The sequence below is a fragment of the Methylosinus sp. Ce-a6 genome, from assembly GCF_009811655.1.
Classification (GTDB): domain Bacteria; phylum Pseudomonadota; class Alphaproteobacteria; order Rhizobiales; family Beijerinckiaceae; genus Methylosinus.
Map to the genome: position 1 here is coordinate 233,905 of NZ_BGJX01000001.1, position 26,611 is coordinate 260,515.

At 65.2% G+C, this 26,611-nt stretch carries 21 protein-coding genes; 11 read left to right on the plus strand and 10 right to left on the minus strand.

Annotation, left to right across the window (positions count from 1 at the left end; genetic code table 11):
* Positions 1 to 48 precede the first annotated feature (48 nt).
* Both Mspo_RS01205 and Mspo_RS01210 read right to left on the minus strand, forming a co-directional pair.
* On the minus strand, positions 49 to 1,320 hold the full coding sequence (locus Mspo_RS01205) for a lipopolysaccharide biosynthesis protein (protein ID WP_159726104.1): 1,272 nt from the start codon (positions 1,318 to 1,320) through the stop codon (positions 49 to 51).
* Between the two features lie 7 nt (positions 1,321 to 1,327).
* Positions 1,328 to 1,981 carry an ABC transporter ATP-binding protein gene (locus Mspo_RS01210; protein WP_159726105.1) on the minus strand — a complete coding sequence of 218 codons (654 nt, stop codon included), beginning with the start codon at positions 1,979 to 1,981 and terminating at the stop codon, positions 1,328 to 1,330.
* 261 nt (positions 1,982 to 2,242) lie between these two features.
* Here Mspo_RS01210 and Mspo_RS01215 point away from each other — a divergent pair, with 261 nt between their 5' ends.
* From Mspo_RS01215 to Mspo_RS01225, 3 genes are all read left to right on the plus strand, one after another.
* A complete protein-coding gene (locus Mspo_RS01215; protein WP_244613023.1) occupies positions 2,243 to 4,420 on the plus strand; it encodes a glycosyltransferase family 2 protein in 2,178 nt (725 codons plus the stop codon).
* Between the two features lie 100 nt (positions 4,421 to 4,520).
* Complete coding sequence (locus Mspo_RS01220) at positions 4,521 to 5,213, plus strand: bifunctional 2-polyprenyl-6-hydroxyphenol methylase/3-demethylubiquinol 3-O-methyltransferase UbiG (RefSeq protein WP_159726107.1); 693 nt, start codon at positions 4,521 to 4,523, stop codon at positions 5,211 to 5,213.
* A 39-nt stretch (positions 5,214 to 5,252) separates the two neighbouring features.
* The gene (locus tag Mspo_RS01225) at positions 5,253 to 6,707 is read left to right on the plus strand and encodes a hypothetical protein (RefSeq protein ID WP_159726108.1); all 1,455 of its coding nucleotides are present in this window, start codon (positions 5,253 to 5,255) and stop codon (positions 6,705 to 6,707) included.
* 50 nt (positions 6,708 to 6,757) lie between these two features.
* Here the strand turns inward: Mspo_RS01225 and Mspo_RS01230 are convergent, their stop codons facing one another.
* Positions 6,758 to 7,381 (minus strand): TetR/AcrR family transcriptional regulator, encoded by a 624-nt coding sequence (locus Mspo_RS01230; RefSeq protein ID WP_159726109.1) that lies wholly within the window; start codon positions 7,379 to 7,381, stop codon positions 6,758 to 6,760.
* Between the two features lie 333 nt (positions 7,382 to 7,714).
* On the opposite strand from Mspo_RS01230, the gene Mspo_RS01235 reads away from it, so the two are divergent.
* The gene (locus Mspo_RS01235) at positions 7,715 to 8,347 is read left to right on the plus strand and encodes an outer membrane protein (protein WP_159726110.1); all 633 of its coding nucleotides are present in this window, start codon (positions 7,715 to 7,717) and stop codon (positions 8,345 to 8,347) included.
* Positions 8,348 to 8,522: 175 nt separating this feature from the next.
* On the opposite strand, the gene tsf is transcribed toward Mspo_RS01235, so the two are convergent.
* Both tsf and Mspo_RS01245 read right to left on the minus strand, forming a co-directional pair.
* Positions 8,523 to 9,446 carry a translation elongation factor Ts gene (tsf, locus tag Mspo_RS01240; protein WP_159726111.1) on the minus strand — a complete coding sequence of 308 codons (924 nt, stop codon included), beginning with the start codon at positions 9,444 to 9,446 and terminating at the stop codon, positions 8,523 to 8,525.
* A 189-nt stretch (positions 9,447 to 9,635) separates the two neighbouring features.
* A complete protein-coding gene (locus Mspo_RS01245) occupies positions 9,636 to 10,691 on the minus strand; it encodes a 30S ribosomal protein S2 (protein WP_159726112.1) in 1,056 nt (351 codons plus the stop codon).
* Positions 10,692 to 11,091: 400 nt separating this feature from the next.
* On the opposite strand from Mspo_RS01245, the gene Mspo_RS01250 reads away from it, so the two are divergent.
* From Mspo_RS01250 to Mspo_RS01275, 6 genes are all read left to right on the plus strand, one after another.
* On the plus strand, positions 11,092 to 12,129 hold the full coding sequence (locus Mspo_RS01250; protein WP_159726113.1) for an acyltransferase: 1,038 nt from the start codon (positions 11,092 to 11,094) through the stop codon (positions 12,127 to 12,129).
* Between the two features lie 149 nt (positions 12,130 to 12,278).
* Positions 12,279 to 12,566 (plus strand): YciI family protein, encoded by a 288-nt coding sequence (locus Mspo_RS01255; RefSeq protein WP_159726114.1) that lies wholly within the window; start codon positions 12,279 to 12,281, stop codon positions 12,564 to 12,566.
* The gene (locus tag Mspo_RS01260; RefSeq protein WP_159726115.1) at positions 12,566 to 12,988 is read left to right on the plus strand and encodes an EVE domain-containing protein; all 423 of its coding nucleotides are present in this window, start codon (positions 12,566 to 12,568) and stop codon (positions 12,986 to 12,988) included. Before Mspo_RS01255 ends, Mspo_RS01260 begins: the two co-directional genes overlap by 1 nt.
* 309 nt (positions 12,989 to 13,297) lie before the next feature.
* Positions 13,298 to 14,260 carry a malate dehydrogenase gene (gene mdh, locus Mspo_RS01265; RefSeq protein WP_159726116.1) on the plus strand — a complete coding sequence of 321 codons (963 nt, stop codon included), beginning with the start codon at positions 13,298 to 13,300 and terminating at the stop codon, positions 14,258 to 14,260.
* A 78-nt stretch (positions 14,261 to 14,338) separates the two neighbouring features.
* Positions 14,339 to 15,535 (plus strand): ADP-forming succinate--CoA ligase subunit beta, encoded by a 1,197-nt coding sequence (gene sucC / locus Mspo_RS01270; protein WP_159726117.1) that lies wholly within the window; start codon positions 14,339 to 14,341, stop codon positions 15,533 to 15,535.
* A gap of 292 nt (positions 15,536 to 15,827) precedes the next feature.
* On the plus strand, positions 15,828 to 17,522 hold the full coding sequence (locus tag Mspo_RS01275; protein ID WP_244613028.1) for a tetratricopeptide repeat protein: 1,695 nt from the start codon (positions 15,828 to 15,830) through the stop codon (positions 17,520 to 17,522).
* Positions 17,523 to 17,612: 90 nt separating this feature from the next.
* On the opposite strand, the gene Mspo_RS01280 is transcribed toward Mspo_RS01275, so the two are convergent.
* The 5 genes from Mspo_RS01280 to Mspo_RS01300 all read right to left on the minus strand — a co-directional run bounded on the left by Mspo_RS01280 (position 17,613) and on the right by Mspo_RS01300 (position 24,038).
* Positions 17,613 to 18,422 (minus strand): sulfite exporter TauE/SafE family protein, encoded by an 810-nt coding sequence (locus Mspo_RS01280; RefSeq protein ID WP_159726119.1) that lies wholly within the window; start codon positions 18,420 to 18,422, stop codon positions 17,613 to 17,615.
* A 50-nt stretch (positions 18,423 to 18,472) separates the two neighbouring features.
* Positions 18,473 to 19,078, minus strand: a complete 606-nt coding sequence (locus Mspo_RS01285; RefSeq protein ID WP_159726120.1) for a TetR/AcrR family transcriptional regulator — start codon at positions 19,076 to 19,078, stop codon at positions 18,473 to 18,475.
* Entirely contained in the window at positions 19,075 to 22,200 is a 3,126-nt protein-coding gene (locus tag Mspo_RS01290) for an efflux RND transporter permease subunit (RefSeq protein WP_159726121.1), read from the minus strand. Before Mspo_RS01290 ends, Mspo_RS01285 begins: the two co-directional genes overlap by 4 nt.
* 11 nt (positions 22,201 to 22,211) lie before the next feature.
* Entirely contained in the window at positions 22,212 to 23,282 is a 1,071-nt protein-coding gene (locus Mspo_RS01295; RefSeq protein ID WP_306344907.1) for an efflux RND transporter periplasmic adaptor subunit, read from the minus strand.
* 165 nt (positions 23,283 to 23,447) lie between these two features.
* A complete protein-coding gene (locus tag Mspo_RS01300; RefSeq protein ID WP_159726123.1) occupies positions 23,448 to 24,038 on the minus strand; it encodes a phosphatase PAP2 family protein in 591 nt (196 codons plus the stop codon).
* Positions 24,039 to 24,425: 387 nt separating this feature from the next.
* On the opposite strand from Mspo_RS01300, the gene dnaK reads away from it, so the two are divergent.
* Positions 24,426 to 26,327, plus strand: a complete 1,902-nt coding sequence (gene dnaK, locus Mspo_RS01305) for a molecular chaperone DnaK (RefSeq protein WP_159726124.1) — start codon at positions 24,426 to 24,428, stop codon at positions 26,325 to 26,327.
* The last annotated feature ends 284 nt before the right edge of the window (positions 26,328 to 26,611 follow it).

The following is a 26,611-nucleotide window of genomic DNA, read 5'->3' on the forward strand; positions in this document are numbered from 1 at the left end:
GCATCGCAAGGGCGCCACGCCTTCGCAGGACCGCGTCGGGAAATCGGCTCAGGCCATGTGGTTGCGCACGAAGGCGATCAGGCCGACGGTGATCCCATAGAGGGCGAGCGTCGCCGCGAGCAACAAGCCCAGATAGAGCCAACGCCGCGGATAACGGGCCTCCTCCGGCAGCGCCGGCGACTCGATCTGGTGAAGATAGAGCAGCTTGCGCTCGCTCATCAAACGCGCCCCATCGAGCGAGGCGGTGGCGATCTCATAGCTCGTCTCCGCGATCTTATGCTCGAGGTCGAGATTGGCGAAGGTCGTCATCTTGCCGGAGAGCGTTTTCTTGGCGAGCGCGTCGAGCCCCTGCGCCTCGCGCGTGGTGATCTCCGCCCTGCGCTCGGCGACCTGCTTCTCGAGCGATTCGATGCGCCGCTTCAGAACGCGCATCTGCGGCGCGCTCTCGTCGACATAGCGCGATTGAGTGAGATATTCCTGCTGATATTTCAAAAGCTCGACTTCCACCGCCGTGAGCACGTCGCTCTGCGACTTGCTCGTCTGGCGGACGTCGATCAAGCCTTCCGCATTGCGCGCGCGCTCCAAATTCAGCCGCGCGACCTTCAGCCGTTCGGCGGCGCGCGCGAGATCCTGCTCGGAGGCTCTGACCGTGTCCTGCCGCATGCGCTCGTTGAGATCATTGACCAGCTGCTCACAATTGGCGATGACCTTGTCGGCGATCGTCTTGGCGTCGGCCGGCGAGAAGGCGCGCACGGCCAGCGTGACGATTCCCGAAGGAAAGCCGACCGTCGCCGTGGCCATCTTCTTCCAATAATCCGTGAATTTCTCGATCGATTTCGACTTCTTGAAACGCGCCCACCAGTCGATCCGATCGGAGCCGTAGCGCTCGCGCAGATCGACCTGGCGCTCGAGCTGCTCGACGATCGCGCGGCTCTCGATGTATTCGACGATGACCATCGTGTCCTGAAAGATCATCATCTGCGGCAGGCCGGTCACCGAGCCGAGCCCGTCGAGCTTGGGTATCGCCGCGCTGCTCACGGTGAACTTCGCCTCCGACACATATTGGTCGGAGGCGATCAGCCCGTAATAGACCGCGCCCACGAGATTGGGGATCGCCACCATGGCCACGAAGAGAACGAGAAAAGCGATGCGCATCGCCTTGGCGCCGCGCCGCGACGCGAAGCTCGACTTTTGATAGGCGCCGCGCGCCCGGGCCGAAAATCGCGCGCGCCGCGCCGCCTCCGCCAGAAAGCGGGAAACCGCCTCGGCGCGCTCCAGCGCATTGGCCGTGCGAAGATCGGGAGACTTCGGTTCGTCCATCCTCGCCCTATCTATTCATGCGATTATACATTTCGATCGCCTTGCCGACGGTGTCGAACATGAAGAGGCGTCCGTCGACGAGCACGCCGCCGCGATCGCAATAATCGCTGACCGCCTGCATCGAATGCGAGACGAAAATCACGCTCGAATTCTTGCGCCGCTGATCGAAGGCCTCCTGGCATCGCTTCTGAAAGCGCATGTCGCCGACGCCGGTGATCTCGTCGATGAGATAGACGTCGAAATCGATCGACATCGACATGCCGAAGGCGAGCCGGGCGCCCATGCCGGAGGAATAGGTCTTCACGGGCGCGTCGAAATAATCGCCGAGCTCGGCGAAATCCTCGACGAACATGGCCGATTTGCGCGGATCGGCGCCATAGACCCGCGCGATGAAATGCACATTCTCGCGACCCGTCATCATCGGATGGAATCCGCCGCCGAAGCCGAGCGGCCATGAGACGCGCACGGTGCGGCGCACCTTGCCGGAATTCGGCAATTCGGTGCCGGCGATGATCTTGAGCGTCGTCGATTTGCCGGCGCCGTTGACGCCGAGGAGTCCGTACGAATAGCTCGAGTCGAAGACCGTCGACACATGGTCCAAAATGATCTTGGAGTGCCGCTCGGTCTTATAGAATTTGAAGACGTCTAGGAATTGGATCATCTTCTCTCGAAAGGGCCTCGTCCGGAGCCGCCAAAGACGTGAACCGCGGCTCTTATAGCCCAGCCGGCCGCCCTCGTCCACGCGGGCGCTTCGGCGCATTTTCGCCACTTTTCCGCAACCGCAAATCACGTGGCCGACGATGCCGCGCGCCGCGAAATCGCTTGGCCGAGGCGGCGCGGCTCGACTATATCGTCAGGTCTCGGAGCCGACGTCCGCCTCCACTTTCCGGAAAGCATGGTCTTGTTGCTGAGAATTCCTTCTGTGCGTCGGTCCGGCCTGCGGCGGCTCGGTTGGGAGAGCTGGCGGGCCACCGATCCGGACCCGCTCTTCGTCTTCGCGCCGCGGTTTTTCCGCGCGGCCTATATCATCCTCGAGATCGCCGACGCCGACCAGACGCTCGATCCGCGCATCTATATCGATTTCGGCAAGGGCTTCGAGCCGGACGAGGAGATCGAGCTCAAGCACACGCGCGACGGCGTCTATGTGGTCTCGCTCCGAAGTTTCGGCCGCGTGCACAAGGTCCGCTTCGATCCCTCCTCCTATCCGTCGCAGTTCCGCTTTCGCGCCTTTGTCGCCTATGACGAGAAATCGGTGCGCGCCTTCGTCGGCAAGCGTCTGCGCGCGGCGGCGAGGGGCGAGCGCGCGGCGCCGCTCTGCGAGGTCGTCGCGCGGCCCGGGGCGGCGGAGCTCTCCGGCGTCGGCGCGCGCGTCGCCAGAGTGCGCGGCGCGACGCCGCATTTCGAGCAGGTGATCGCCATGGCGAATGATCGTTTCGCCGACGCGCCCGCCTGGACGAGCGACAGGCCGGCCCTCTCATTCGTCGCGCCGGTCTACGACGCGCCGGCGCTCTATCTCGACCAATTGCTCGACTCCTTCCGCATTCAGAGGGCCGGCGCCTATGAGCTGATCCTCTCCGACGACGGCTCGACGTCGCGCGAGACGATCGACTGGCTCCAGCGCCATGGCGAGACGCCCAATGTGACGATTCTGCGCGCGGAGCGGAATGGCGGCATCGCCGTCGCCACCAATCGCGGGCTCGCCGCCGCGCGCGGCGACTGGGTCGGCTTCATCGATCACGACGACGCGCTCGCGCCTTTCGCGGTCGACGCGCTGCTGGAGACGATCGAGCGCGCGCCTCATGCGCAATTCGTCTTCACCGACGAGATCGTCGCCGACGCGCAGCTGCAGCCCAAGCACTATTCGCTGAAGCCGGCCTTCGATCCGGCGCTGCTCTCCGGCGTCAATTACGTCAATCATCTCTCGCTCTATCGGCGCGAGCGGCTGCAGCGACTCGGCGGCCTGCGCCAGGGCTTCGAAGGCTCGCAGGACTATGATCTGCTGCTGCGCTACACGCGCGGCCTCGCGACCGAGGAGGTCGTTCATCTCCCCTACCCCGCCTATCTCTGGCGGCGCGACGGCAAGAGCTATTCGGTAAGCTTCCTCGACCGCGCCACCGCCAGCGCGCGCCGGGCGCTCGCGGAGAATTATTCCATCGACGGCGCTCCCGCGGTCGTCGAGCCGGCGCTGAACGCCGATCTGCATCGCGTGCTTCTCGCGCCGAACAATGGCGACTGGCCGCTCGTCTCCATCGTCGTGCCGAGCCGCGATTCGTTTTCGCTCGTCACGCGCCTGTTCGACGATCTCTTGCGCCGGACCGACTATCCGAGGATGGAGATCATCGTCGTCGACAATGGCACGCAGGACGAGCGCGTTCTCGATCTCTATGAGCGAACGAAGGCGGCTTGTCCGTTCTTTTCCGTCGACATAGTGGAAGAGCCGTTCAATTTCGCGCGGCAGATCAATCGCGGCCTGCGCGCGGCGCGTGGGCATTGCGTCCTGCTGCTCAACAACGACATTCAAGTCATCGAGGCGGGCTGGCTGAAAGAGATGGTCTCCTGCCTCGCTTATCCGTCGACCGGCGTCGTCGGCGCGCGCCTGCTCTATCCCAATGGAGCTTTGCAGCATGCGGGCGTCATCGTCGGCCTCGGCTCGGTGGCGGGACACTGGTTCTGCGGAATGCCCGGCGATTATCAGGGCCCCATGGGCCGGCTCACCGTGCGTCAATCCTTCGCCGCGGTGACGGGCGCCTGCATGCTCGTCACGCGCGCTTGCCTCGAGGCCGTCGGCGGGCTCGACGAGGAGAATTTCGCCATCGCCTACAATGATACGGATTATTGCTTGCGCGCGGGCCGCGCGGGCTTTCGCGTCGTGTGGACGCCATTCGCGACGCTCTACCATCACGAATCGGCGAGCCGCGGAAGCGACGAGACCGACGCCAATATCGCGCGCTTCCGCCGCGAGCAGGATGCGCTGCGCAAGAAATACGCGCTGCTCGACTATGTGGATCCGGCATTCAACCCCTGGTACAGTCGCGACAACGCCGCGCCGCGCCTGCAATTGCTGCGCAGCCTTCCGCCGGGACGGCATTTCCGCGTTTGAGCCTGCGACGCGATTGCCAAATGCGCCGCGACGGCGTAGTCCATCGCGCCGCGTCGCGGGGGCGTCGCGGCGCCGATCATCGGGAGGAACGAAGGGATCGATGCTGAGGAAGCTGCGAAACAAGCTGCCGAAACGACGCGCATGGCGGCCCTCGGCGGAGGTTTTCGATTCCTATGTATCGAGCGCTCCTCGGCTGCAGAACGCCGTCGACGCGATCGGCGGATGGAACAGCGCCTTTCCGCCCCGATGCGGCGTTTCGGCGGGAGAGCGGAAAGCCTATGACGACCCGCGCATTCGATGGGCGATCGATTGCTTCGGCTCGCTCGAGGGCCGCTCCGTGCTCGAGCTCGCGCCGGGCGAGGCGGGCCATACTTTCCTTCTCGATTCCGCCGGCGCGCGCGTGGACGCGATCGAGCCGAGCCGCGCCGGATTCATCCGCTGCCTCGTCGCCAAAGAGGTCATGCGCCTGACGCGCTCGCGCTTCTGGCTCGGCGACATCGAGCGATTTCTGCGCGACGACGACAAGGCTTATGATTTCGTCGTCGCCTGCGACGCGCGTTTCGCCGAACCGCTCGATTTCGTCGCGCTCATCGCGCGACGCGCCGACGCGATCTTCATTCACACGCAAGTCGCGCCGCAGGACGGCGAAGCGGTTCGCGACGAGGATCGCAACGTCGCGCCGCTGCCGCGCCGCGACGATCTGATCGAAGCATTGCACAAGGCCGGATTTTCTGAAATCCGCGAGGCGGACAACGGCTCTTCCGCCGCTCTCTCGGTATTTGCGCGCAAGTGACGCCACGCGGAACATGCGCGCGCTATAGGAGCACGGCCCATGTTCTTCATGCGCAAGCGGCAGAGGGAGTTCTCCGGCTATCTCGACGGCGTGAGCGGCGGGCGGGTCTACGGCTGGGTCTGTGACCGCCTGCGGCCGCGCGATCGTTTCGACGTCGAGATCTGCTCCGCCGGAAAAGTCATCGGCGTGGCCCGCGCCGACGAGCCGCGCGCGGATCTCGCGGGCGCCGGATTCGGCGACGGGCGCTACGGCTTTCATTTCGATCTGCCCGAGGGCGACTGGTCCGAAGAGACATTGGCCGCCCGCGTGCGCGCAGAGAATTTCTGGCTGCTCGCGAGCTCCGGCCGCGAGAGCTTCGCGAGCGGACTGATCAATTCCACGCGGCGCGGGCTGCCGCGACTCGAACCGGCGCTCTCCTTTCGCCCGGTCGACGAGCGCGACGTCGAGATCGCCGCCGAGTTGCAGAGCGCCTGGCGCGCGCAGGCCGGCCGCGCGGGCGCGCGGCGATTGGGCGGCGGCGGCGCCATGTGGACCGACATCGTCTCCAAGCGCCACCGGCCGCTGCTCGCTCTGCTCGACGGCGAGGATCCGCGCGCGCTGGCGCAATGCCTCGTCGACGTGCAGAAATCCTCGGCCGCCACGGGACTCGAACAAGGCGAGCAGGCCTATCGGGATTTTCTCGCGGCGTCGCCGGAGGGACGCCGGGCCGCCGTCGCGCCCTTCCACGACATGCTCGCCTCGCTCGCGCAATATATGGGGCTCGCGGGGGTCGAATGCGCCGAGCAGGATTACGTCGGCGAAACGCTCATCGTCTCCTCGCAACGGCTCGTCGCCGATATCGAGGCCGCGCTCGGCTTCCCTCTCACGCCGCCCGCAGTGTTCGACGGGCTCTATGGCCTCTCGACCGGCGCGGGCGTGCTGCACGGCCGCGACATTCAGGCCCTCTATCTGGCCCTGCGCGCGATCGAGGCGAGCGGCGTCGCGCGGCCGAAGATCTGCGAGATCGGCGGCGGCTTCGGCAAGGCGGCGCGCTATGCGATGCTCGCCGGCGCCGGCCATTACACGATCGTCGACCTGCCGACCGTCGCCGCCATGCAGTTCTTCCAGCTGCGTTGCGCCCTGCCTGACGTCCCCGTGGCGTTTCGCCGCCCCTCGGAGCCGTCGCGCGGCGAGGGCGTCGACCTCGTCCTCGCGCCGCAGATGGACGATTCGTGGGTCATAGACGCGGATATCATCGTCAACTGCGATTCCTTCCCTGAGATGGGCGACGCCGTCTGCCGCAGCTATTTCGCGCGGATCGGCGGCTGGGCTCCGCTGCTGCTCAGCGTCAACCAGGAGGCCAATCGCGAGATCGACGCGTCGGGCCGGCAGTCGATCGTCGGCGCGCTGCTGCCGGACTATGGCTTCACGCGCCGCTACCGCTTCCGCAGCTGGATTCGGCGCGGCTATGCGGAAGAGTTGTGGAGCGCGCCCCGCCGCTATACCGACGGCTGACGCTGAAGACCGCCGCCGCAGGCGCCGCCGCCGCGCGAGCCGCAGACGGATCAGGACGATTGGGAAGAATTCTGATCCTTCGACGAAAACGGCCCGGCGTCGTCCGGACGCCGGGCCGTGGCGCTGCGCTCGTCCTCGAGACAGGAGGCGAGGAGACGTCGAATCAGCGGCCCGCTGTCCTGCTCGGCGAGGAGCGGCTCGACCCGCAGCACCTCGCGCAATATGGAGAAACCGATGAGGCAGGAGACGAACAGCGCCGCCCGCTGCTGCGCGGCCGGCCCGTCGAGCTTGGCGGCCAGCGGCCCGATGAAGTCCCGATAGCAGCAGGCGCGAATCAGATCCCGCGCGAGCGGACTGGTCAGCGAGCGAATGAAGATATGCAGGCCGTCGTGCTGTTGCGATTCGAAGACGAAGCTCGCGAACAAGGCGCTGAGCCGGCTCCGCTCCTCGGCCAATAGAGCCGAGGGACAGGCCTCGACGACGACGGCGGCGAAGAGCTGCTCCTTCGAGCCGAAGGATCGATGCACCAGCGCGACATCGACTCCGACATCCGCCGCTATGTCGCGCAGCTTCACCTCCTCATAGGAGGCGCGAGCGAATCGCGCGACCGCCGCGGCGAGGATGCGCCGCCGCGTCGCCTCCCCCGAGCGCTTTTCCGAATTTTCCGGCCGCACCGAGAATCCCTCTCCCGATTTGTGAAATACAATCCTTCGGCCTTTCGGCGCCGTCAATCGACTTTCATGGGGATAACGAGCGCGACGCCAAATTTTTGAGGGAATTTACCAATTAGGGAAATTTGAACCATTCGAGGTCAAGCTGACGCTCGTCACCCGCAGGGAGGAACCGCACGGGGCTCGACCGGAGCTTTGTCCGACACGGCCCGCGACGCGCTTCCGACAGCGTCAACTGCGGTTGACAAACTAGGCCGATTCGGTGATTTTCGGCCTATAGCGTCGCTCAAGTCGAGGCGGCGATAACAACGTTTCTTCAAGCCCCTCGGAGGTTCCATGCATATCAAGAACAGCCTTTCGGCTCTCGCGGTCGCCGCCGCTCTCTCGGCCGGCGCCGCTCACGCGGCGGATCTTCCGTATCGCAAGGATGCGCCGGTTTTCGCGCCGCCTCCGCCGGTCTTCTCCTGGACGGGCGCCTATGTCGGCCTCAATATCGGCGGCGGCTTCAAGGCCGACAACAGCTTCGGCGCGGCGGGCGACGTCAGCGGCGTCGTGGGCGGCGGCCAGATCGGCTACAACTATCAGATCTCTCCGCTCTTCGTCGTCGGTCTCGAGACCGACTTCCAGGGCACGAGCCTGCGCTCCAGCGGCTTCCTCAACCCGAATGTGAGCCTGCCCTGGTTCGGCACCGTGCGCGGCCGCGTCGGCCTGGCGCTGCTCGACTCGCAGCTCCTGGTCTATGGCACGGGCGGCTTCGCCTATGGCGAGCTGAACACGCCGTTCGGCAGCGACACCCGCACTGGCTGGACCGCCGGCGGCGGCGTAGAATGGGCCTTCCTCCCCAATTGGTCGGCCAAGGTCGAATATCTCTACACCGACCTCGAGCGCGATGGCTTCGCCATCGGCCCGCAGCGCGCCAAATTCCACACGGTTCGCGCCGGCATCAACTATCACTTCAACCTGTTCTAGTCGCAACGCGCCGCATGGCCCCGCTTCCGGGGCCATGCGAGCGGGATCGCAGGTCCGAAATACAAAAAAGGCGAAGCCGACCTCTATGGTCCGCTTCGCCTTTTTTATTTGCGGGATTTCATCGGAGCCGCCGCTCCCGGCCGCCGCAGCGGCCGGGGCGAGAGCGAGAATGCGATCAGCCCTTGGCCGCCGCCGCCACTTCCGCGGCGAAATCGCTCGTCTCTTTCTCTATGCCTTCGCCGAGCGCATAACGGACGAAGCCCTTGATCGCGATCGGCGCACCGGCTTTGCCCTCATGCTCCTTGAGCGTCTGGGCGATGGTCTTGCCGCCGTGATCGGGATGGTTGGAGATCTGATCGAGCAGCACGACCTCTTTGTAATAGGTCTTCAGCCCCGAATCGATGATCTTCTCCAGCACATTGGCCGGCTTGCCGGCGTTCTTCTCGGCGAGCAGCGCCTTCTCGCGCTCGACCGTCGCGGGATCGAGACCGGAAGCGTCGAGGGCCAGCGGATTGGCGGAGGCGACATGCATGGCGATCTGGCGCGCGAGCGTCGAGAGCGTCTCCTTATCGCCCTTGGACTCGAGCGCCACGATCACCGCGATCTTGCCGAGACCGTCGGCGATCTGCGTGTGGACATAGCGATTGACCGCGCCCTCGACCGTGAGATTGGCCGCGCGGCGCAGCGTCAGATTCTCGCCGATGGTGGCGATGCCACTGGTGATCGCCTCGGCGACCGTGCCGCCGCCGGGATAGGCCTTGGCGGCGAGCTCCTCGGCGTTCTGCGCGCCGGTGTCGAGCGCGACATTGGCGATATTGCCGACGAGCTTCTGGAAATCGTCGTTGCGGGCGACGAAGTCGGTCTCGGAATTGACCTCGACGACGACGCCGACGCCCTCGCCGACGATGGCGGCGACGAGACCCTCGGCGGCGACGCGCCCGGACTTCTTGGCGGCCTTGGAGAGCCCCTTCTTACGCAGCCAGTCGACGGCCGCCTCTATGTCGCCATTGGTCTCATTGAGCGCGGCCTTGCAATCCATCATGCCGGCGCCCGTGCTCTCGCGCAGTTCCTTGACGAGAGCGGCGGTGATCTGGGCCATGAGCTTATCGACCTCTAGCTAGTGCTGACGCCGGCCCCTCCGGGAGCCGGCGCGATAATCTGGCGGGAATGTGACGCTAAGCGGACATGCCTCGCTCGCCGACGCAGGTCTGCTTATGATTCTTTGCCTTGGCAGGATTTTTCATCGGAAAACCGGTTCCCACTTTTCCGAAATCCTGCTCGAGCGAAATCAGGCCGAGGCCAGCGCGCGCGCCTGGTCGATCCAGCCGTCGCGGGCGATGCGGCCGTTGAGCTTGAGCTCCTGATCGAGCTTCTCGACATCCGCCGGCGCCATGGCGGCGATCTGCCAATAATGGAAAATGCCGCCGTCATTGAGCTTCTTGACGAGCTGCGGGCCGACGCCATGCAGCTTGGCGAGATCGTCCGGCGCGCCGCGCGGAGCGGCGAGAAGCTCGAAGGGCTCGAGCGCGATCTCGACCTCGGCGGCCGCCTCGGCGGCGACTTCCTCGGACGTGCGGAGATCGGCGTGGACGCGGCCGAGCGCCGGCTCCGCCGTCGGCTGCTCGAGCGCGCCGATATCGACGCCCGAGAAGCCCTGGCTGCGCGAGATGCCGTCGATGGCGGCGCGCGCGACGAGATCGCAATAGAGCGCGATGGCGCGGCCGGCGTCGTCATTGCCGGGGATCGGATAGGTGATGCCGTCCGGATCGCAATTGGTGTCGAGGATCGCCACCACCGGGATCTTCAGGCGGTTGGCCTCCTTGATCGCCAACTGCTCCTTATTGGTGTCGATGACGAAGATGAGATCGGGCGTGCCGCCCATGTCCTTGATGCCGCCCAGCGCCTTCTCCAGCTTGTCGCGCTCACGGGTGAGGAGCAAACGCTCCTTTTTGGTGACGCCGGCGGCGCCGGCGCCGAGCTGCTCGTCGAGCTTGCGCAGGCGCTGAATGGAGCCGGAGATCGTCTTCCAATTGGTGAGCGTGCCGCCGAGCCAACGGGAATTAATGAAATATTGCGCGCTGCGCTTGGCGGCGTCGGCGATCTGATCCTGCGCCTGGCGCTTGGTGCCGACAAAGAGAACGCGGCCGCCCTTGGCGACCGTGTCGGAGACGATTTTCAGCGCCTGATGCAGCAGCGGCACCGTCTGGGCGAGGTCGATGATGTGGATATTGTTGCGGGCGCCGAAGATGAAAGGAGCCATCTTCGGGTTCCAGCGATGCGACTGGTGGCCGAAATGAGCGCCGGACTCGAGCAGGCCGCGCATGGTGAAATCGGGAAGCGCCATTGTTTTTTCTCCGGTTCTAGCCTCGGCGAAAGCTAAGAAGAGGCCGGATAACCGGCCACCGGAACGGCGCCTTGAAGCAGGAGCCGTAAGACTTTCGCCTGTGGGATGGCGCGGCTTATAGGCGAGAACGGCGGTGGGGGCAAGGGTGGGTGGATCGTGAACAGGGAAGAGGCGCGGCGCAGCCGCCTGCGCGCTCCAAAGGGCGGGGCGCGCAGTGGTATAGCGCCGAAGGCTTCTGTAGAACGACATTCCTCTGAGGGCTCGAACAACCGAAGCCGGTTCCGGCCAATCGGATGGGAAACAGCTATTGCAAATGCGCCTCGAACTTTGCATAGTTCTTTGAACTTGTTACGGATATCGACAGATCAAATTGCTCATTCGAGGAAGCTAGCGTGTTACGATGATATATATCCAGATACTTAGAGGAATAGCGGCATCGATCGTCGTCATATATCACAGCATTGGAACGGCACATCATTATGTGCCCGATGAAGAATCGATAATTTTGCAGATCTTTAACTATGGGAGTTGCGGTGTCGACCTGTTTTTCGTGATCTATGGATTTATTATATACCATTCCACTCACGCATCGTCCGTTTCACCAAAATCGTTTCTGGCGCGACGCATAAAGCGTATCGTGCCGATCTATTGGCTTTCTACGGCCCTCATGATCGGCATCACGGTCGTCAGTCCCGCTTCTTTCAGGAATGAGGGCCATTTCAGCGCTTCGCATTTCATCGAATCGCTCTTTTTCGTGACTTTCTCGAGCGGTCGCATGCCGATCGTCTATGTCGGATGGTCGCTCGAATTCGAAATGTTTTTCTACCTCATCGTCGCGCTGCTCTTGTGTCGACCCGAAAATGCCTGGAACAGGCTGATTTACGCCTTTTCTTTTCTGGTCGTCGCCCATCTCGCACCATTGGGCGACACCTTCCAGGTGATAGGCGGCTTCTTCACAAGTCCGAAAATTCTCGAATTCGTCTATGGCGTCATGGCGGCGCAAATGTTCCATCACGGCCGCTTATCGAATGGGGCGATCGCCAGCGCCGCAGTCGCCACATTGGCGATCGCGGCGACAGATCGACAGAGCTATGTGCTATGGGCTGGTCTTCCGGCGGCGATCGGCGTCTTTCTCGCCGCAAAGAGGAGCATCGGAGTAGACAGCCCGTCTCGGATGGAAAAATTCGGAGCCCAAATCGGCGACGCCTCCTACTCGATTTATTTGTTTCAGGTCTTCATGATCTCTGGGGCATGCAAGGCAATCTTTCGGCTCCACCCGTCGATCGATGTGCTTATTGTGGTGACGGCGGTCTCGTCGATCTTCGGAGGATGGCTGTTTTTCATCCTTCTCGAAAAGCCCCTCCTCATGAGGCTGCGTCATTTCGGTGAAAGGCGGGCCGCACCGATGAAAGCGAGGGAACTCAGGGCAAATAGCTGACGATAGGTCGGGACTTCTCGCTATCGCGCAGAACGCGATCCAATTCCGAGGAGCCTCGGCCGACCAGCGCGCTGAATCTGTCGACCCCGCCCCCGCGATCTGCTAATCACCGCCCCGCCGTCGCTTTCCCCTTTTTCACGAGGCCGCATTTGCCGCTCTTCGCCGCCATCTGCCAGGACAAGCCCGACCACGTCGCGCTGCGTCTCGCCACCCGCGAGGCGCATCTTTCCTTCCTCGCCGCCCATGCGGCGCAGGTGAAGCTCGGCGGGCCCTTTCTCGATGCGGCCGAGAAGCCCGTCGGCTCGCTGCTGATCGTCGAGGCGGCAGACGAGGCGGCGGCGAAGGCGCTGCTCGCGGAAGACCCTTACGCCGAGGCCGGGCTGTTCGCGAGCGTCGAGGTCAAGCCCTGGAAGCGCGTGGTGGGGGCCGAGCTCTGATGGCGCATTGGCTGTTCAAGAGCGAGCCCAAGACCTGGTCCTGGGACCAGCAGGTCGAAGCCGGCGCGAAGGGCACCTTCTGGAACGGCGTGCGCAATCACCTCGCCAAGAAGCAGCTGATGGCGATGCAAAAGGGCGAGTGCGGCTTCTTCTACCATTCCAACGAGGACAAGGCCGTCGTCGGCGTCGTCGAGGTCATCAAGACGTATTATCCCGACCATACGGACGAGAGCGGCAAGTTCGGCATGGTGGACATAAAAGCCGTCGCGCCGCTCGCAAGGCCGGTGACGCTCGCCGAGATCAAGGCCGATTCGCGACTCGCGGAAATGGTGCTCGTCAATAATTCTCGTCTTTCGGTGCAGCCCGTCTCCGAGTCGGAGTGGAAAATCATCCTCTCTCTCGGCGGCGTGGACAGGCTGTAGAGCGTTTCCAGCCGAAGTGGACCCCGGTTCGGCGTCGGAAACGCGTCAAAACAAAAGCTTTAGAGCGCTTTCCGCTCGAACGGAATCGTTCGAGCGATCGGAATTCGCTCCAGATGAAAAGCTGCGCCGGCTTCCGATCCGAGCGGATCGGAAGCTGATCCAGAAGAGCCCATTTTATCGGCCGCGAAGCGCGCTCCGGCGTCCTTGCTCAATTTTCGTGCGAAGCCCTCGCCGGATGCGACTCTCGTCTTTTCAGACGCCGAAAAGCGCGCTAGCAGTTCATTTATAGGCCCGCCCATAGGAGAAACGATGGCGCGCAAGAAAATCGCCCTGATCGGCGCCGGACATATCGGCGGCACGCTGGCTCACCTCATCGGCCTGAAGGAGCTCGGCGACGTCGTATTGTTCGATATTGCGAGCGGCGTCCCGCAGGGCAAGGCGCTCGACCTCTCCCAATCCTCGCCGATCGAAGGCTTCGACGCGCGCGTCAATGGCGCGGACGATTATTCCGCCATCGCCGGCGCCGATGTCGTCATTGTCACCGCCGGCGTGCCGCGCCAGCCGGGCATGAGCCGCGACGATCTGCTCACCATCAATCTCGGCGTGGTCTCCAAGGTCGGGGCGGGCGTCAAGGCCTATGCGCCGGACGCTTTCGTCATCTGCATCACCAATCCGCTCGACGTCATGGTCTGGGCGCTGCAGAAGGCGAGCGGGCTGCCGACCAATAAGGTCGTCGGCATGGCCGGCGTGCTCGATTCGGCGCGCTTCCGCTTCTTTCTCGCCGAGGAGCTCAATGTCTCGGTGGAGGATGTCAGCGCCTTCGTGCTCGGCGGCCATGGCGACGATATGGCGCCCTCGGTGCGCTACTCGACCGTCGCCGGAATTCCCCTGCCCGATCTCGTCGCCATGGGCTGGACGACGCAGGCGAAGATCGACGCCATCGTCGACCGCACCCGCAAGGGCGGCGGCGAGATCGTCGGCCTGCTCAAGACGGGCTCCGCCTATTACGCCCCCGCCTCCGCGGCCATCGCCATGGCGGAGAGCTATTTGAAGGACAAGCGCCGCGTGCTGCCCTGCGCCGCCTATCTCACCGGCCAATATGGCGTGAACGGCCTCTATGTCGGCGTGCCGGTGGTGATCGGCGCCAATGGCGTGGAGCGTGTCGTCGAGATTTCTCTCGACGCGGCCGAGCGGCAGATGTTCGACAAATCCGTGGCCTCGGTGAAGACGCTGATCGCCGCCAGCAAAGCGCTCGACCCGGCATTCGCCTGATCTCTCGCGAAGCCCCCGTTTCCGCCCCGGGCAGGGGCGCCTTGTCGCGACCAAGGTCGCATTCAGGATCGACGAAAGATGAACATCCACGAATATCAGGCCAAAGCCATCCTGCGTGAATTCGGCGCACCGGTCGCCGAGGGCGCCCCGGTGCTGGAGGCGGGCGCGGCGCGCCAGGCGGCGAGCGGCCTGCCCGGCCCCGTCTATGTGGTCAAGGCGCAGATCCACGCCGGCGGCCGCGGCAAGGGCAAGTTCAAGGAGGCCTCCGCCGGCGACAAGGGCGGCGTGCGCCTCGCCCGCTCGCTCGACGAGGTCGAGAGCTTCGCCAGAGAAATGCTCGGCGCGACGCTCGTCACCGTGCAGACGGGCGAGGCCGGCAAGCAGGTGAACCGCCTCTATATCGAGGACGGCGCCGATATCGACAAGGAATTCTATCTCTCCCTGCTGATCGACCGCGCCACCTCGCGCATCTCCTTCGTCGTCTCCACCGAAGGCGGCACGGATATCGAGGCCGTCGCCCATGCGACGCCCGAGAAAATCGTCACTTTCGCCGTCGACCCGGCGACCGGCATTCTGCCGCATCACGGCCGCCGCGTCGCCGATGCGCTGGGCCTGACCGGCCCGCTCGTCAAAGAGGCGGTCTCGCTCACCGAGCGGCTCTTCTCGGCCTTCGTCGCCAAGGATATGGAGCTGCTCGAGATCAATCCGCTGATCGTCACCAAGGACGGGCGCCTGCGCTGCCTCGACGCCAAGGTCTCCTTCGACGACAACGCCCTCTATCGCCATCCCGACGTCGTCGCGCTGCGCGACAAGACCGAGGAGGACGAGAAGGAGATCGAGGCCTCCAAATATGAGCTCGCCTATATCGCGCTCGACGGCACCATCGGCTGCATGGTGAACGGCGCCGGCCTCGCCATGGCGACGATGGACATCATCAAGCTTTATGGCGAGAACCCCGCCAACTTCCTCGACGTCGGCGGCGGCGCCACCAAGGAGAAGGTGACGGCCGCCTTCAAGATCATCACCGCCGACCCCAAGGTGAAGGGCATTCTCGTCAACATCTTCGGCGGCATCATGCGCTGCGACGTCATCGCCGAGGGCGTCATCGCCGCGGTGAAGGAAGTGGGCCTCGCCGTTCCGCTGGTGGTGCGGCTCGAGGGCACCAATGTCGATCTCGGCAAGGAGATCATCTCGAGCTCGGGGCTGAACGTCATTCCCGCCGACGATCTCGACGACGCCGCGCAGAAGATCGTGGCCGCCGTGCGCAGAGGCTGACGCGACGCTGTCGAGACGACCCGGCGGCAGCCCCGGCTGGGATAATTCGCACTTGCGGGAGCGGCTCAAAACAGCCATCTTCCCGCATGATGGCGGCGTTCGGCGGCCGCTTGTCGAGGCGAGCCGGCGCCGCGCCGCTGCGGCCGAATGCGGGAAACAGCACGTGAACAGAATTTTCTCGTCCGATGCGCCGAAACGGCGCCGCGTTCGCACGTTCTCGACCCGCGCGGCCCACGCCGCCGCGGCCTTTTGTGTTTTGTCTTTCGCGGCCGATGATTTCGTCGGCAAGGGCATGGCCCACGCCCGCGAGACGAGCCTCTCCATCGCCACGCCCTTCGAGGTCGGCGAGAGCGCGTCCGGCAATTATCTCGCCGCCATCGTCGCCGGCGCGGAGCGCGACACGCTCGCCGCCTCCACATTTTTCCGCGAGGCGCTGCGCAGCGATCCGCGCAACCGCGAGCTGACCGAGCGCGCCTTCGTCGCCGCGCTCGCCAATGGCAACATGCCGGAGGCCTTCGGCCTCGCCGCCCGCGTCGCCGCCTTCGACCACGCCAATGGCCTCGCCAATCTGGCGCTCGGGGTGGAGGCCATAAAAGCCAAGAAATTCGCCAAGGCGCGCGCCGTCCTGGCCAAGGGCGGGCTCGACCGCAAGCATGACGTCACCTCCACCCTGCTCACCGCCTGGGCCTTCGCGGGCGCTGGCGACACGAAGCGGGCGCTGGCGACGGCCGACAAGCTCAAGGAAGACGCCTTCGCCGTCTTCCGCGACTATCACGCGGCGCTCATCGCCGATTCGGCCAAGACCGGCGACAAGATCCGCGACAAGGCCGAGGCGACGAAGCGATTCAAGGCCGCCTATGGCTCCGAGCGCAACACGCTGCGTCTCGTCGACGCTTATGCGCGCTTTCTCGTCGAGCATGGCAGCCGCGAGGAGGCCCGCCGCGTCTATCGCGCCTTCGACGATCTCGCGCCGCGCCATCCGATCGTCACCGCGGCGATCGCCGACATAGATACGGGCAAGTCGCTCGGCCCCTTTGTGCGCGACGCCGATTCGGGCGCGGCCGAAGTGCTCTACGGCCTCGGCGCGATCGGCGGCCGCCAGGGCGATGAGCTCGCTTCGCTCATCTATCTGCGGCTCTCCCTCTTCCTCGCGCCCGACAATGCGCTGGCGACGATCACCCTCGCCGACATCTACGAGCGCATGAAGCAGGAGGAGATCGCCATCGATCTCTACGACAGCGTGCCCAAAAACAATCCGCTGCGCGTCAACGCCGATGTGCAGGCCGCGCTGCTCCTGGAGACGCTGGGCAAGACCAAAGAGGCGACCGAGCATCTGCAGGCCGTCATCGCCGAGCATCCCAAGGATCAGGAGGCGCTGACCGCGCTCGGCAACATCCAGCGCTCGCGCAAGCTCTTCGCCGATTCGGTCACCACCTACACCAAGGTGCTCGACTTGCAGCCGCAGACCGAGAAGAGCCAGTGGCTGCTCTATTATTATCGCGGCATCGCCAATGAGCGCCGCAAGAACTGGCCGACCGCCGAGGCCGATCTCAAGAAGGCGCTGGAGCTCTATCCGGACCAGCCGCTGGTGTTGAACTACCTCGGCTATTCCTGGGTGGATCAGGGCGTCAATCTCGACGAGGCGTTCAAGATGCTGCGCCGCGCCGTCGATCTGCGCGCCCGCGACGGCTATGTCGTGGACAGCCTCGGCTGGGCCTATTACCGCCTCGGCCGCTATGAAGAGGCGGTGCGCGAGCTCGAGAAGGCCGTCGATCTGAAGCCCTCCGATCCCGTCATCAACGACCATCTCGGCGACGCCTATTGGCGCGTCAATCGCAAGCTCGAGGCGCGCTTCCAGTGGAACCACGCCCGCGACATGAGTCCCGATCCCGAGGATCTGCCGAAGATCCTCGAGAAGATCGAGAAGGGCCTCTCCGATTCCTCGCCCATCGCCAGCGATCAGACGAAGAAGAAGAACGGCGGCTGAGGCGCGAAGTTTTAAAAGTCTTTTGTTCTTGACGCGTTTCCGGACGCCGAACCGGCGTCCACTTCGGCTGGAAACGCTCTAGCGCCTTCTTCATCGGCTGCGCCAAACCTTGACGGCCGAGCCCAGCAGGATCGCCGCGAGGAACGGGCGTAGAATGTCTTCGGCCACGATCCCGAGCAGTCGCCCCCCGACAAAGGCGCCGAACAGCGATCCGGCCGCCATAATGGCGAGAAAGCCGCGATTTTCACCGAGCGCGGCGAAATTGGCCGTCCTGCTGTACCGCAGGAAACCGATCAGCATCGTCGGTAGGCTGACCGCCAGAGAGAGGCTGCCGGCGAGCTTCATGTCGGTCCCGAACAGCAGCACCAATGTCGGAATGAGCAACTCACCGCCGGCGACGCCGAGCATGGAGGCGACGACGCCGATCGCGAGACCAGCCGCGACGCCCGCCGCGATCAGCGAGGCGCCGTCCAGAGCGGCGCCGCCCCCGCTCCCGTCATGACCGAGCGCCAGCAATGCGCCGACGCCCGCGAGCACGACCGCGATGATGCGATGAAGCGTCCCCGAGTCGACGCGCGCGGCGAACCCCGCCCCGAGCCATGCGCCGACGAGGCTGCCGGCCAGCAGATTTGCGATCACGCCCCAATGCTCGGCAATATCCGCGAAACTCGCCACATGGGCGCGAAAAGGCAGCGCGGCGGCGACGACGACGAGGCTCGTCGCTTTGTTCAATATGACCGCCTCGAGCGCTGGAAAGCCGAACAGGCCGATGAGCAGCGGCAGGCGGAATTCCGCGCCGCCGAGACCGATCAGCCCCCCGAGCGCGCCGATCGCCGCGCCGCTCGAGAAGGAGGCGAAACCATTTCGCCGAAGAGAGGAAGAGTTCGCTGGATTGCGCATCAGCTATATACGCATGAATATAGATAACTCAAAGCGCGACGTTCCGTCCCTCACCGTCCCGCGCGCAGCGCCGTCAGGCAGAACTCCACCATTTGCGCGGCGCTCGGCGCGCCGGGATCCGCGCATTCGACCTGCATCCGCGGATGGCAATAGCGGATGCAAGCCGAGTGCACGAGCCGCGCGGCGAGATGCGCGTCGCCGCGACGAAATTCCCCATTCTCCATGCCGGAGGCGATCACGCGTTCGAGCGCGGCGTCGATGTGGGCGATGTGCTCGCCTATGATCGGCCAATGTTCGGCGATCGCCGCCTCGACCATGTCGTGCAGCTTGCGATCGTCGACATAACGCTCGCGATTCATCGCCTCATTGGTCTCGACCACCCACAGCAGCCGTTCCGCGGCCGCGCCCGGCCCGTCGGCGATGGCGTCGACAACGGCTTCCACCTCTCCGGTCAATAGGCGCGCCACGGCGGCGTTGATTTCCGATTTGGCGCCGAAGAAGCGATAGACATTGGCCGGCGACATGCCGAGCTCTCTCGCAATGTCGGCCACAGTGGTCTTCTGAAAGCCCATCAGGCGGAACAGACGTTCTGCCGTCGCGACGATGCGCGCGCGCTGCTCTGCGCCGCGCGCGGGGACAGCGGCGCTCTCGCTCATTCCGCCGCCCTCTCGGCGAACTCGCGCAAGCCGAATTCCGAGGAGGCCGGCGGCGGCGTCTCGGCCAGCCCTTCCGTGAGCCGGCGGCGGAACCACAGCGCATAGAGCGCCGGCAGGAACAGCACGGTCAGGAAGGTCGCGACGAAGAGCCCGCCCATGATGGTGAGCGCCATCGGCCCCCAGAACAGCGAGCGCGTGAGTGGGATCATGCCGAGAATCGCGGCGAGCGCGGTCAGCGCCACCGGCCGCGCGCGGCGCACCGTGGCGCCGATGATGGCCTCGCGATAATTGGCGCCCTTCTCGAGATCCTGGCGCACTTGATCGACGAGGATGATCGAATTGCGCATGTCCATGCCGGACAGGGCGATGAGGCCGAGCAGAGCGACGAAGCCGAAGGGCGCGCCGGCGAGATTGAGCGCGAGCGAGGCGCCGATGAGCCCGAGCGGCGCGCTCATCATCACGAGGCCGAGCCGCGTGAAATCCTGCAGCTGGAGCATCACAATGACGAGCATGACGAGGATCATGACCGGAAACACCGCGGCGATCGAGGTGTTGGCCTTGGCCGACTCCTCGATCGCGCCGCCCTTCTCGATCCGATAGCCCGGCGGCAGACCCTCGCGCAGCTCGGCGAGGCGGGGCCAGATGCGATTGGTCACATCCGGCGCCTGGACGCCGTCCTTCACATCCGCGCGCACGGTGACGAGCATGTTGCGATTGCGCCGCCAGATGATCGGCTCCTCATGCTCATAGACGACCTTGGCGATCTGCGAGACCGGCACGGCCGCGCCCGCCCGGCTCGAGATCACCATGTCCTCGAGCCGCCCCAGGTCGCCGCGCTCGGCGGGAATGGCGCGGGCGACGACGTCGACCCGGTCGATGCCCTCGCGAAGGCTGGTGATGGTGAGGCCCGAGATCATCATCTGCAGGCGGGTCGCCACTTCCTGCGGCGTGAGGCCCATGGTCCGCGCGCGGTCCTGGTCGATGACGAGCCGCACGGAGGGCGTCTGCTCGTTCCATTGCAGATGCGGCTCGACGACGGCCTTGTCCTCGCGCATCAGATCGCGCACGCGATAGGCGATGGCGCGCACTTCCGCCGGATCCCGCCCGATCACCCGAAACTGCAGGGGAAAGCCGACCGGCGGCCCGAAATTGAAGCGATCCACGCGCGTGCGCGCCTGCGAGACGGCGCCCTCCTCCAGCGCCTTCGCCAATTTGCGCTTCAGCCGCTCGCGCGCCTCGAGATCCTTGGCGACGATGACGATCTCCGCATAGGCCTCGTTGGGCAGAGCCGGACTGAGGCCGAGCCAGAAGCGCGGCGGCCCGTGTCCGATATAGGAGGTGTAATGGGCGGCGTCCTCGTCGCCTTTCAGCAGCATTTCCGCCTGCTCCACGGCCGCCGCGGTCGCGAAGATCGACGAGCCCTCCGGCATGCGCAGCTGGAAGAACAGCTCCGGCCGCTCGGAGATCGGGAAGAACTGCTTCTGCACATGAGTGAAGCCGATGACGGCCGCGGCGAAGACGCCGATCGTCGCGGCGACGACCAGGACGCGATTGTCGACGCTCCAGGTCACGAGGCGACGCAGGGCGAGATAGAAGCGCGTCGAATAGATCGCCTCCGGATCGTGATGCGAATGGTTCGAGAAATCGGGCAGCAGCTTCACGCCGAGATAGGGCGTGAAGAGAACGGCGACGAACCAGGAGGCGATGAGCGCCACGGCGAGCACGAAGAAGAGCGAGCCCGTATATTCGCCGGTCGAGGAGGCCGCGAAGCCGACCGGCATGAAGCCCGCGACCGTCACCAGAGTGCCGGTGAGCATGGGAAAGGCCGTCGAGCTCCAGGCGAAGGTCGCCGCGCCGATGCGATCTTCCCCCTGCTCCATCTTCACCGTCATCATCTCGACCGCGATGATGGCGTCGTCGACGAGGAGGCCGAGCGCGATGATGAGCGCGCCGAGCGAGATGCGCTGCAGATCGACTCCGAACGCATTCATGAACATGAAGACGATGGCGAGCACCAGAGGCGCCGACAAAGCGACGATGATCCCTGTGCGAAAGCCGAGCGAGACGAAGCTCACGACAAGCACGATGACGAGCGCCTCGACGAAGGAGCGCGTGAACTCGCCGACCGCATGAGAGACGACGTTCGGCTGATCGGCGATCTGCGCGATCTCTATGCCGACCGGCGTCTCGGAGCGGACCTCGGCCATGGTCGCCTCGAGATGCTTGCCGAGCGTCAGAACATTGCCGCCCTTGGCCATGACCGCGCCGACGACGATCGTCGGCGCGCCCTTGTAGCGCGCGAGAAAGCTCGGCGGGTCCTCATAGCCGGGCAGGACATCGGCGACGTCGCCCAGGCGGAACACATGGTTATTCGCCTCGACCGGCGTCGCGGCGATGGCGTCGGCGCCCGTCAGCGCGCCGGTCACGCGCAATGGCACGCGATTGGCGGGCGTCTCGAAGACGCCGGCGGCGTTCACGGCGTTCTGCTTGGCGAGCGATTCGAACAGCGCTTGCGGCGTGACGCCGAGATTGGCGAGCTTGGCCTGGCTGAATTCGACGAAAATCTTGCGATCCTGCGAGCCGTAGACATTGACCTTCACAATGTCCGGCGTCTCCAGAAGACGCTGGCGGAACATCTCGACCACGCGATCGAGCTGGTGGTAATCCGCCCCCTCGCCATGGACGGCGAAGAGAACCGCGTCGACGTCGCCGAACTCGTCGTTGACATCGGGGCCGATGACGCCCTGCGGCAGCTCCGGCTGTATGTCGTGGAGCTTCTTGCGCAGCTGATAGAAGAGGCCGGGAACCTGGGCGGGCGGCGTCGTGTCCTTGAAGGTCACCTGCATGGCGAGGAAGCTCGGCTTCACATAGGTCTCGATCTTCTCGAGAAAGGGAAGCTCCTGCAGCTTCTTCTCTATGCGGTCGGCGACCTGATCGCGCATCTCGAGCGCGGTGACGCCCGGCCAGATCGCCGTCAGATTGGCGACCTTGATGGTGAAGGACGGATCCTCGGCGCGGCCGAGGCGGAAATAGGAATAGGCGCCGGCTATGGCGACGGCCAGGATCAGCGCCAGAGTGAGCGTCTGACGTTTGACCGCCCAGAGGGAGAGGTTGAAGCTCATCTCCTCGCGCCTCACAGGGCCTCGGCGTCGACAGGACGCACGATCTGGCCGGCATCGAGCTTATGGGCGCCGAGCACGACGATCCGGTCTCCCTCGGCGACGCCCGAGGAGATCAGCGCCGTCTTGGCCTCGTAGCGCAGCACGGAAACGGGCGCGAGCGTCAGCCTGCCGCCCTCCTCCACCTTCCATACGCTCGGGCCCGAGCCCTGGTCGAAGAGAGCGGCGAGCGGCAGGGCGGCGGCGACGCCCTGCTCTTTGGCGGCGAGCGTCAAGGTCGCGCTCATGCCGAGCGCCAGCTTCTCATCCGCGCCGAGGATCGAATAGCGCGCCGCGAATGTGCGGCTGGTGGCGTCGGCGGAGCCGCCGAGCTCGCGCAGGCTCGCGCGATAGATCTTGGACGGGTCCGACCAGAGAGAGAGGCTCGCCTCTCCGGCCCCGGCGAAAGAGGCGAAAGCCTCGGGCAGGGAGACGACGGCCTCCAGCGCGCCGGCGCGGGCGATGCGCACCGCCGCCTGCCCGGCCGCGACCACCTGCCCCGGCTCGATGAAGATCGCGGTCGCCACGCCGTCGGAATCGGCGCGCAGCGAGGCGTAATCCAGCGCGTTCTTGGCGAGCTCGACGGCGCGCGTCGCCCGCTGATGGCGCCCGCGCGCCTCCTCGGCGGCCGCCTTCTGCCGGTCGAGCGTCGCCTGGGCGGTCCAGCCGTCCTTGCGCAGCGTCTGCGCCCGCCGCTCATCGGCGGCGGCCTGCTCCAGCGCCATGCGCGCGGCGGAGAGCTCCGCCTCCGCCTGCTCCTTCTGCAAGCGGAGATCGGTCTCGTCCAGCGTGGCGAGCAGCTCGCCGGCCTTGACGCTCTGGCCGTTCTCGACGAAGCGGCGCACCACCTTGCCGGACACGCGAAACGCCTGATCCGTCTCTATGCGCGGCCGTATGGCGGCGACGAATTGACGCGTCTGCGCGCGCGGAGCGTAACGCACCGGCGCGACGAGCACCACCCGTGCCGGCCGCTCGGCCTTGCGGGCGGAATTGTCGCAGGCGGACAGAGTGAGGAGAACGGATAACGCCGACGCGGACCGCAACAACGACCGACTATTCTGCATCGCGGCGATTCTCCGCCAAAAACGCCATTATGGCAAAATCGAATCGCATGCTTCGTGACGAAAATCAAATATCGTCATCCGTCACCCGCAGGCCCGTGCAGCGGGCCGTCTCCGGCCTCGTCCGAAAACAAAGCGGAAACAGTCGGGTCAGAGCGACAGCAACCGAACCAGCCGTGTCGCGATTCTCTCGAGCCGCCCCTCCATTTCTATGCTCAATCCCAGATGAGCGTGGAGCGCCACCGCGGCCGCGAGGAAGACGACGAGAGCCGGCGCGCCGATCCCGAGACGCGACGGCGCGAGGCCGAGGAACAGGCCGAAGCAAGCGAAACCGATGAAAAAGCCCGCGAAAGCCTCCGGCGTCGTGTGCGCGGCCGCCGCCACGCGGGCGACGGCCACGAGCAAGGCCACGGCCGCGCAGAGCGCCGCGGCGACAAATCCGACCCGCCGCTCGTCAACGCGCATGAAAATTGCGGAGAGCGGCAGGAAGAAGGCCGCCGCGAGCGCGGCGTGGCCGCTGGGGCTGTGGAGCAGCGGGGGGCCGGAGGCCATGGAGACGATCTTGGCGAGCGCCGCGAGCGCGCCGCACACGGCGACGGCCGCGAGAAAAGCGACGGCGGCGCGGCGATCGCCGGCGGTCCAGAGGGCCACGGAGAGGCCGCAGCTCGCCGGCAGGACGAAGCCGGCGTCGCCCAGGACGACCACGAGCTCGAGAATGGGTTGGATCGACGTCAGCAGCACGCGCCGGCCTGTTCGGGAGGAGATTGCGGAAAGACGTTTCGTGGAGGACAAATGCGAGGAAAGATCGGCGGGCGACGCCGCGACCGCCCTTCGCTTCGCGAATCGCTCGCCGGACAATAAGCGAAAGCGCGCCGGAGCCCTAAAGCGGCGCCGCCGCGATGAAAAGACCCGCTCCCGACGGAGCTTGCCGCCGCCGAAGCCTTCATTCTATATGCGCGGCGCACTCTATATGCAGATCGCACTTGCGCCGATGCAGGCCGATTACAATCTGAAGGGACGGTGAACAGCCGATGCGCGGCGGGCTGAAAATGCGAGCCGCCGAACGATCGGCGACATACGGGCCGCTTCGGGACCCGGCGATTTCGAAAGAACGAAAGGAACGGCGATATGGCTAAAATCATCGGCATCGACCTCGGCACGACCAATTCCTGCGTGGCCGTCATGGAAGGGTCGAGCCCCAAGGTCATCGAGAACGCGGAAGGCGCGCGCACCACGCCGTCCATCGTCGCTTTCACCGAGGACGGAGAGCGTCTCGTCGGCCAGCCAGCCAAGCGCCAGGCGGTGACCAATCCGGAGCGCACCTTCTTCGCCATCAAGCGCCTGATCGGCCGCTCCTTCGAAGACCCGATGACCAAGAAGGACATCGGCCTCGTTCCTTACAAGATCGTCAAGGCCCCCAATGGCGACGCCTGGGTGCAGTCCGACGGCAAGCAATATTCGCCCTCGCAGATTTCCGCCTTCATCCTGCAGAAGATGAAGGAGACGGCCGAGGCCTATCTCGGCCAGACCGTCACTCAGGCGGTCATCACCGTCCCCGCCTATTTCAACGACGCCCAGCGCCAGGCCACCAAGGACGCCGGCAAGATCGCCGGCCTCGAGGTGCTGCGCATCATCAACGAGCCGACGGCGGCCGCGCTCGCCTATGGCCTCGACAAGAAGGGCTCCGGCACGATCGCGGTCTATGACCTCGGCGGCGGCACCTTCGACGTGTCGATCCTCGAGATCGGCGACGGCGTGTTCGAGGTGAAGTCGACCAATGGCGACACCTTCCTCGGCGGCGAGGATTTCGACGGCCGTCTCGTCGAATATCTCGCCGGCGAGTTCAAGAAGGAGCAGGGCATCGACCTGACCAAGGACAAGCTCGCCCTGCAGCGCCTCAAGGAGGCCGCCGAAAAGGCGAAGATCGAGCTCTCCTCGGCGACGCAGACCGAAATCAACCTGCCCTACATCACCGCCGATTCCTCGGGTCCGAAGCATCTCACCTTGAAGCTCACCCGCGCCAAATTCGAGGCGCTGGTCGACGATCTCATCCAGCGCACCATCGAGCCCTGCCGCAAGGCGCTCAAGGACGCCGGCCTGTCTGCGGCCGAGATCGGCGAGGTGGTGCTCGTCGGCGGCATGACCCGCATGCCGAAGGTGCAGGAGGTGGTGAAGCAGTTCTTCGGCAAGGAGCCGCACAAGGGCGTCAACCCGGACGAGGTCGTCGCCATCGGCGCGGCGGTGCAGGCCGGCGTTCTGCAAGGCGATGTGAAGGACGTGCTGCTGCTCGACGTGACGCCTCTGTCGCTCGGCATCGAGACCTTGGGCGGCGTGTTCACGCGCCTCATCGACCGCAATACGACCATCCCGACCAAGAAGAGCCAGGTGTTCTCGACGGCCGAGGACAATCAGACCGCTGTCACCATTCGCGTCTTCCAGGGCGAGCGCGAGATGGCGGCGGACAATAAGCTGCTCGGCCAGTTCGACCTCGTCGGCATTCCGCCGGCGCCGCGCGGCATGCCGCAGATCGAGGTGACCTTCGACATCGACGCCAATGGCATCGTCAATGTGACGGCGAAGGACAAGGCCACCAATAAGGAGCAGCAGATCCGCATTCAGGCCTCGGGCGGCCTGTCGGACGCCGACATCGACAAGATGGTCAAGGACGCCGAGGCGCACGCCGCCGAGGACAAGGCGCGCCGCGAGCTCGTCGACACGAAGAACCATGGCGAGGCGGCCGTGCATTCGGCCGAGAAGTCGCTGGCCGAATTCGGCGACAAGGTTTCCGCCGCCGACAAGAGCGCGATCGAGACGGCCATCGCCGCCCTGAAGACCGCTCTCGAGGGCGAGGACGCCGAGGCCATCAAGACCAAGAGCAATGAGCTGATGCAGGCCTCGATGAAGCTCGGCGAGGCGATGTACAAGGCCCAGCAGGCCGAAGGCGCCGCGCCCGGCGGAGAGAGCCCCGCCAAGGACGACGTCATCGACGCGGACTTCAAGGAAGTCGGCGGCGACGACAAGAAGAAGTAAGGCCCGCAGACCAAGAGGCGCGGCGAACGGAGCCCCCCGTTCGCCGCGCCTTTTTCATTCGGGCCGCCGCGATGCGTCTCCAACGCCGAACCGGCGTCCACTTCGGCTAGAAACGCTCTATGCGCTGGAGCTGTTCATGGCGATGAACGCGACACTCGTCATCATCGCCATTCCGGCGCGCCTCGTCGATCGATGAAATTCCCATCCCCTCATCCTGATGGGTGGACGGCCCCCGACGGCATCATTGTGCCAAGCTGGCCGGTGATGATTCGAACCAGGCTGGG

Bases quoted from the DNA above. Each gene is read 5' to 3' on its own strand.
- Mspo_RS01275 (WP_244613028.1), top strand. From the start codon at position 15,828: ATGGCCCACGCCCGCGAGACGAGCCTCTCCATCGCCACGCCCTTCGAG.
- Mspo_RS01205 (WP_159726104.1), bottom strand. From the start codon at position 1,320: ATGGACGAACCGAAGTCTCCCGATCTTCGCACGGCCAATGCGCTGGAG.
- Mspo_RS01220 (WP_159726107.1), top strand. From the start codon at position 4,521: ATGCTGAGGAAGCTGCGAAACAAGCTGCCGAAACGACGCGCATGGCGG.
- Mspo_RS01285 (WP_159726120.1), bottom strand. From the start codon at position 19,078: ATGAGCGAGAGCGCCGCTGTCCCCGCGCGCGGCGCAGAGCAGCGCGCG.
- tsf (WP_159726111.1), bottom strand. From the start codon at position 9,446: ATGGCCCAGATCACCGCCGCTCTCGTCAAGGAACTGCGCGAGAGCACG.
- sucC (WP_159726117.1), top strand. From the start codon at position 14,339: ATGAACATCCACGAATATCAGGCCAAAGCCATCCTGCGTGAATTCGGC.
- Mspo_RS01235 (WP_159726110.1), top strand. From the start codon at position 7,715: ATGCATATCAAGAACAGCCTTTCGGCTCTCGCGGTCGCCGCCGCTCTC.
- Mspo_RS01260 (WP_159726115.1), top strand. From the start codon at position 12,566: ATGGCGCATTGGCTGTTCAAGAGCGAGCCCAAGACCTGGTCCTGGGAC.
- Mspo_RS01250 (WP_159726113.1), top strand. From the start codon at position 11,092: ATGATATATATCCAGATACTTAGAGGAATAGCGGCATCGATCGTCGTC.
- Mspo_RS01225 (WP_159726108.1), top strand. From the start codon at position 5,253: ATGTTCTTCATGCGCAAGCGGCAGAGGGAGTTCTCCGGCTATCTCGAC.
- dnaK (WP_159726124.1), top strand. From the start codon at position 24,426: ATGGCTAAAATCATCGGCATCGACCTCGGCACGACCAATTCCTGCGTG.
- Mspo_RS01290 (WP_159726121.1), bottom strand. From the start codon at position 22,200: ATGAGCTTCAACCTCTCCCTCTGGGCGGTCAAACGTCAGACGCTCACT.
- Mspo_RS01210 (WP_159726105.1), bottom strand. From the start codon at position 1,981: ATGATCCAATTCCTAGACGTCTTCAAATTCTATAAGACCGAGCGGCAC.
- Mspo_RS01245 (WP_159726112.1), bottom strand. From the start codon at position 10,691: ATGGCGCTTCCCGATTTCACCATGCGCGGCCTGCTCGAGTCCGGCGCT.
- mdh (WP_159726116.1), top strand. From the start codon at position 13,298: ATGGCGCGCAAGAAAATCGCCCTGATCGGCGCCGGACATATCGGCGGC.
- Mspo_RS01280 (WP_159726119.1), bottom strand. From the start codon at position 18,422: ATGCGCAATCCAGCGAACTCTTCCTCTCTTCGGCGAAATGGTTTCGCC.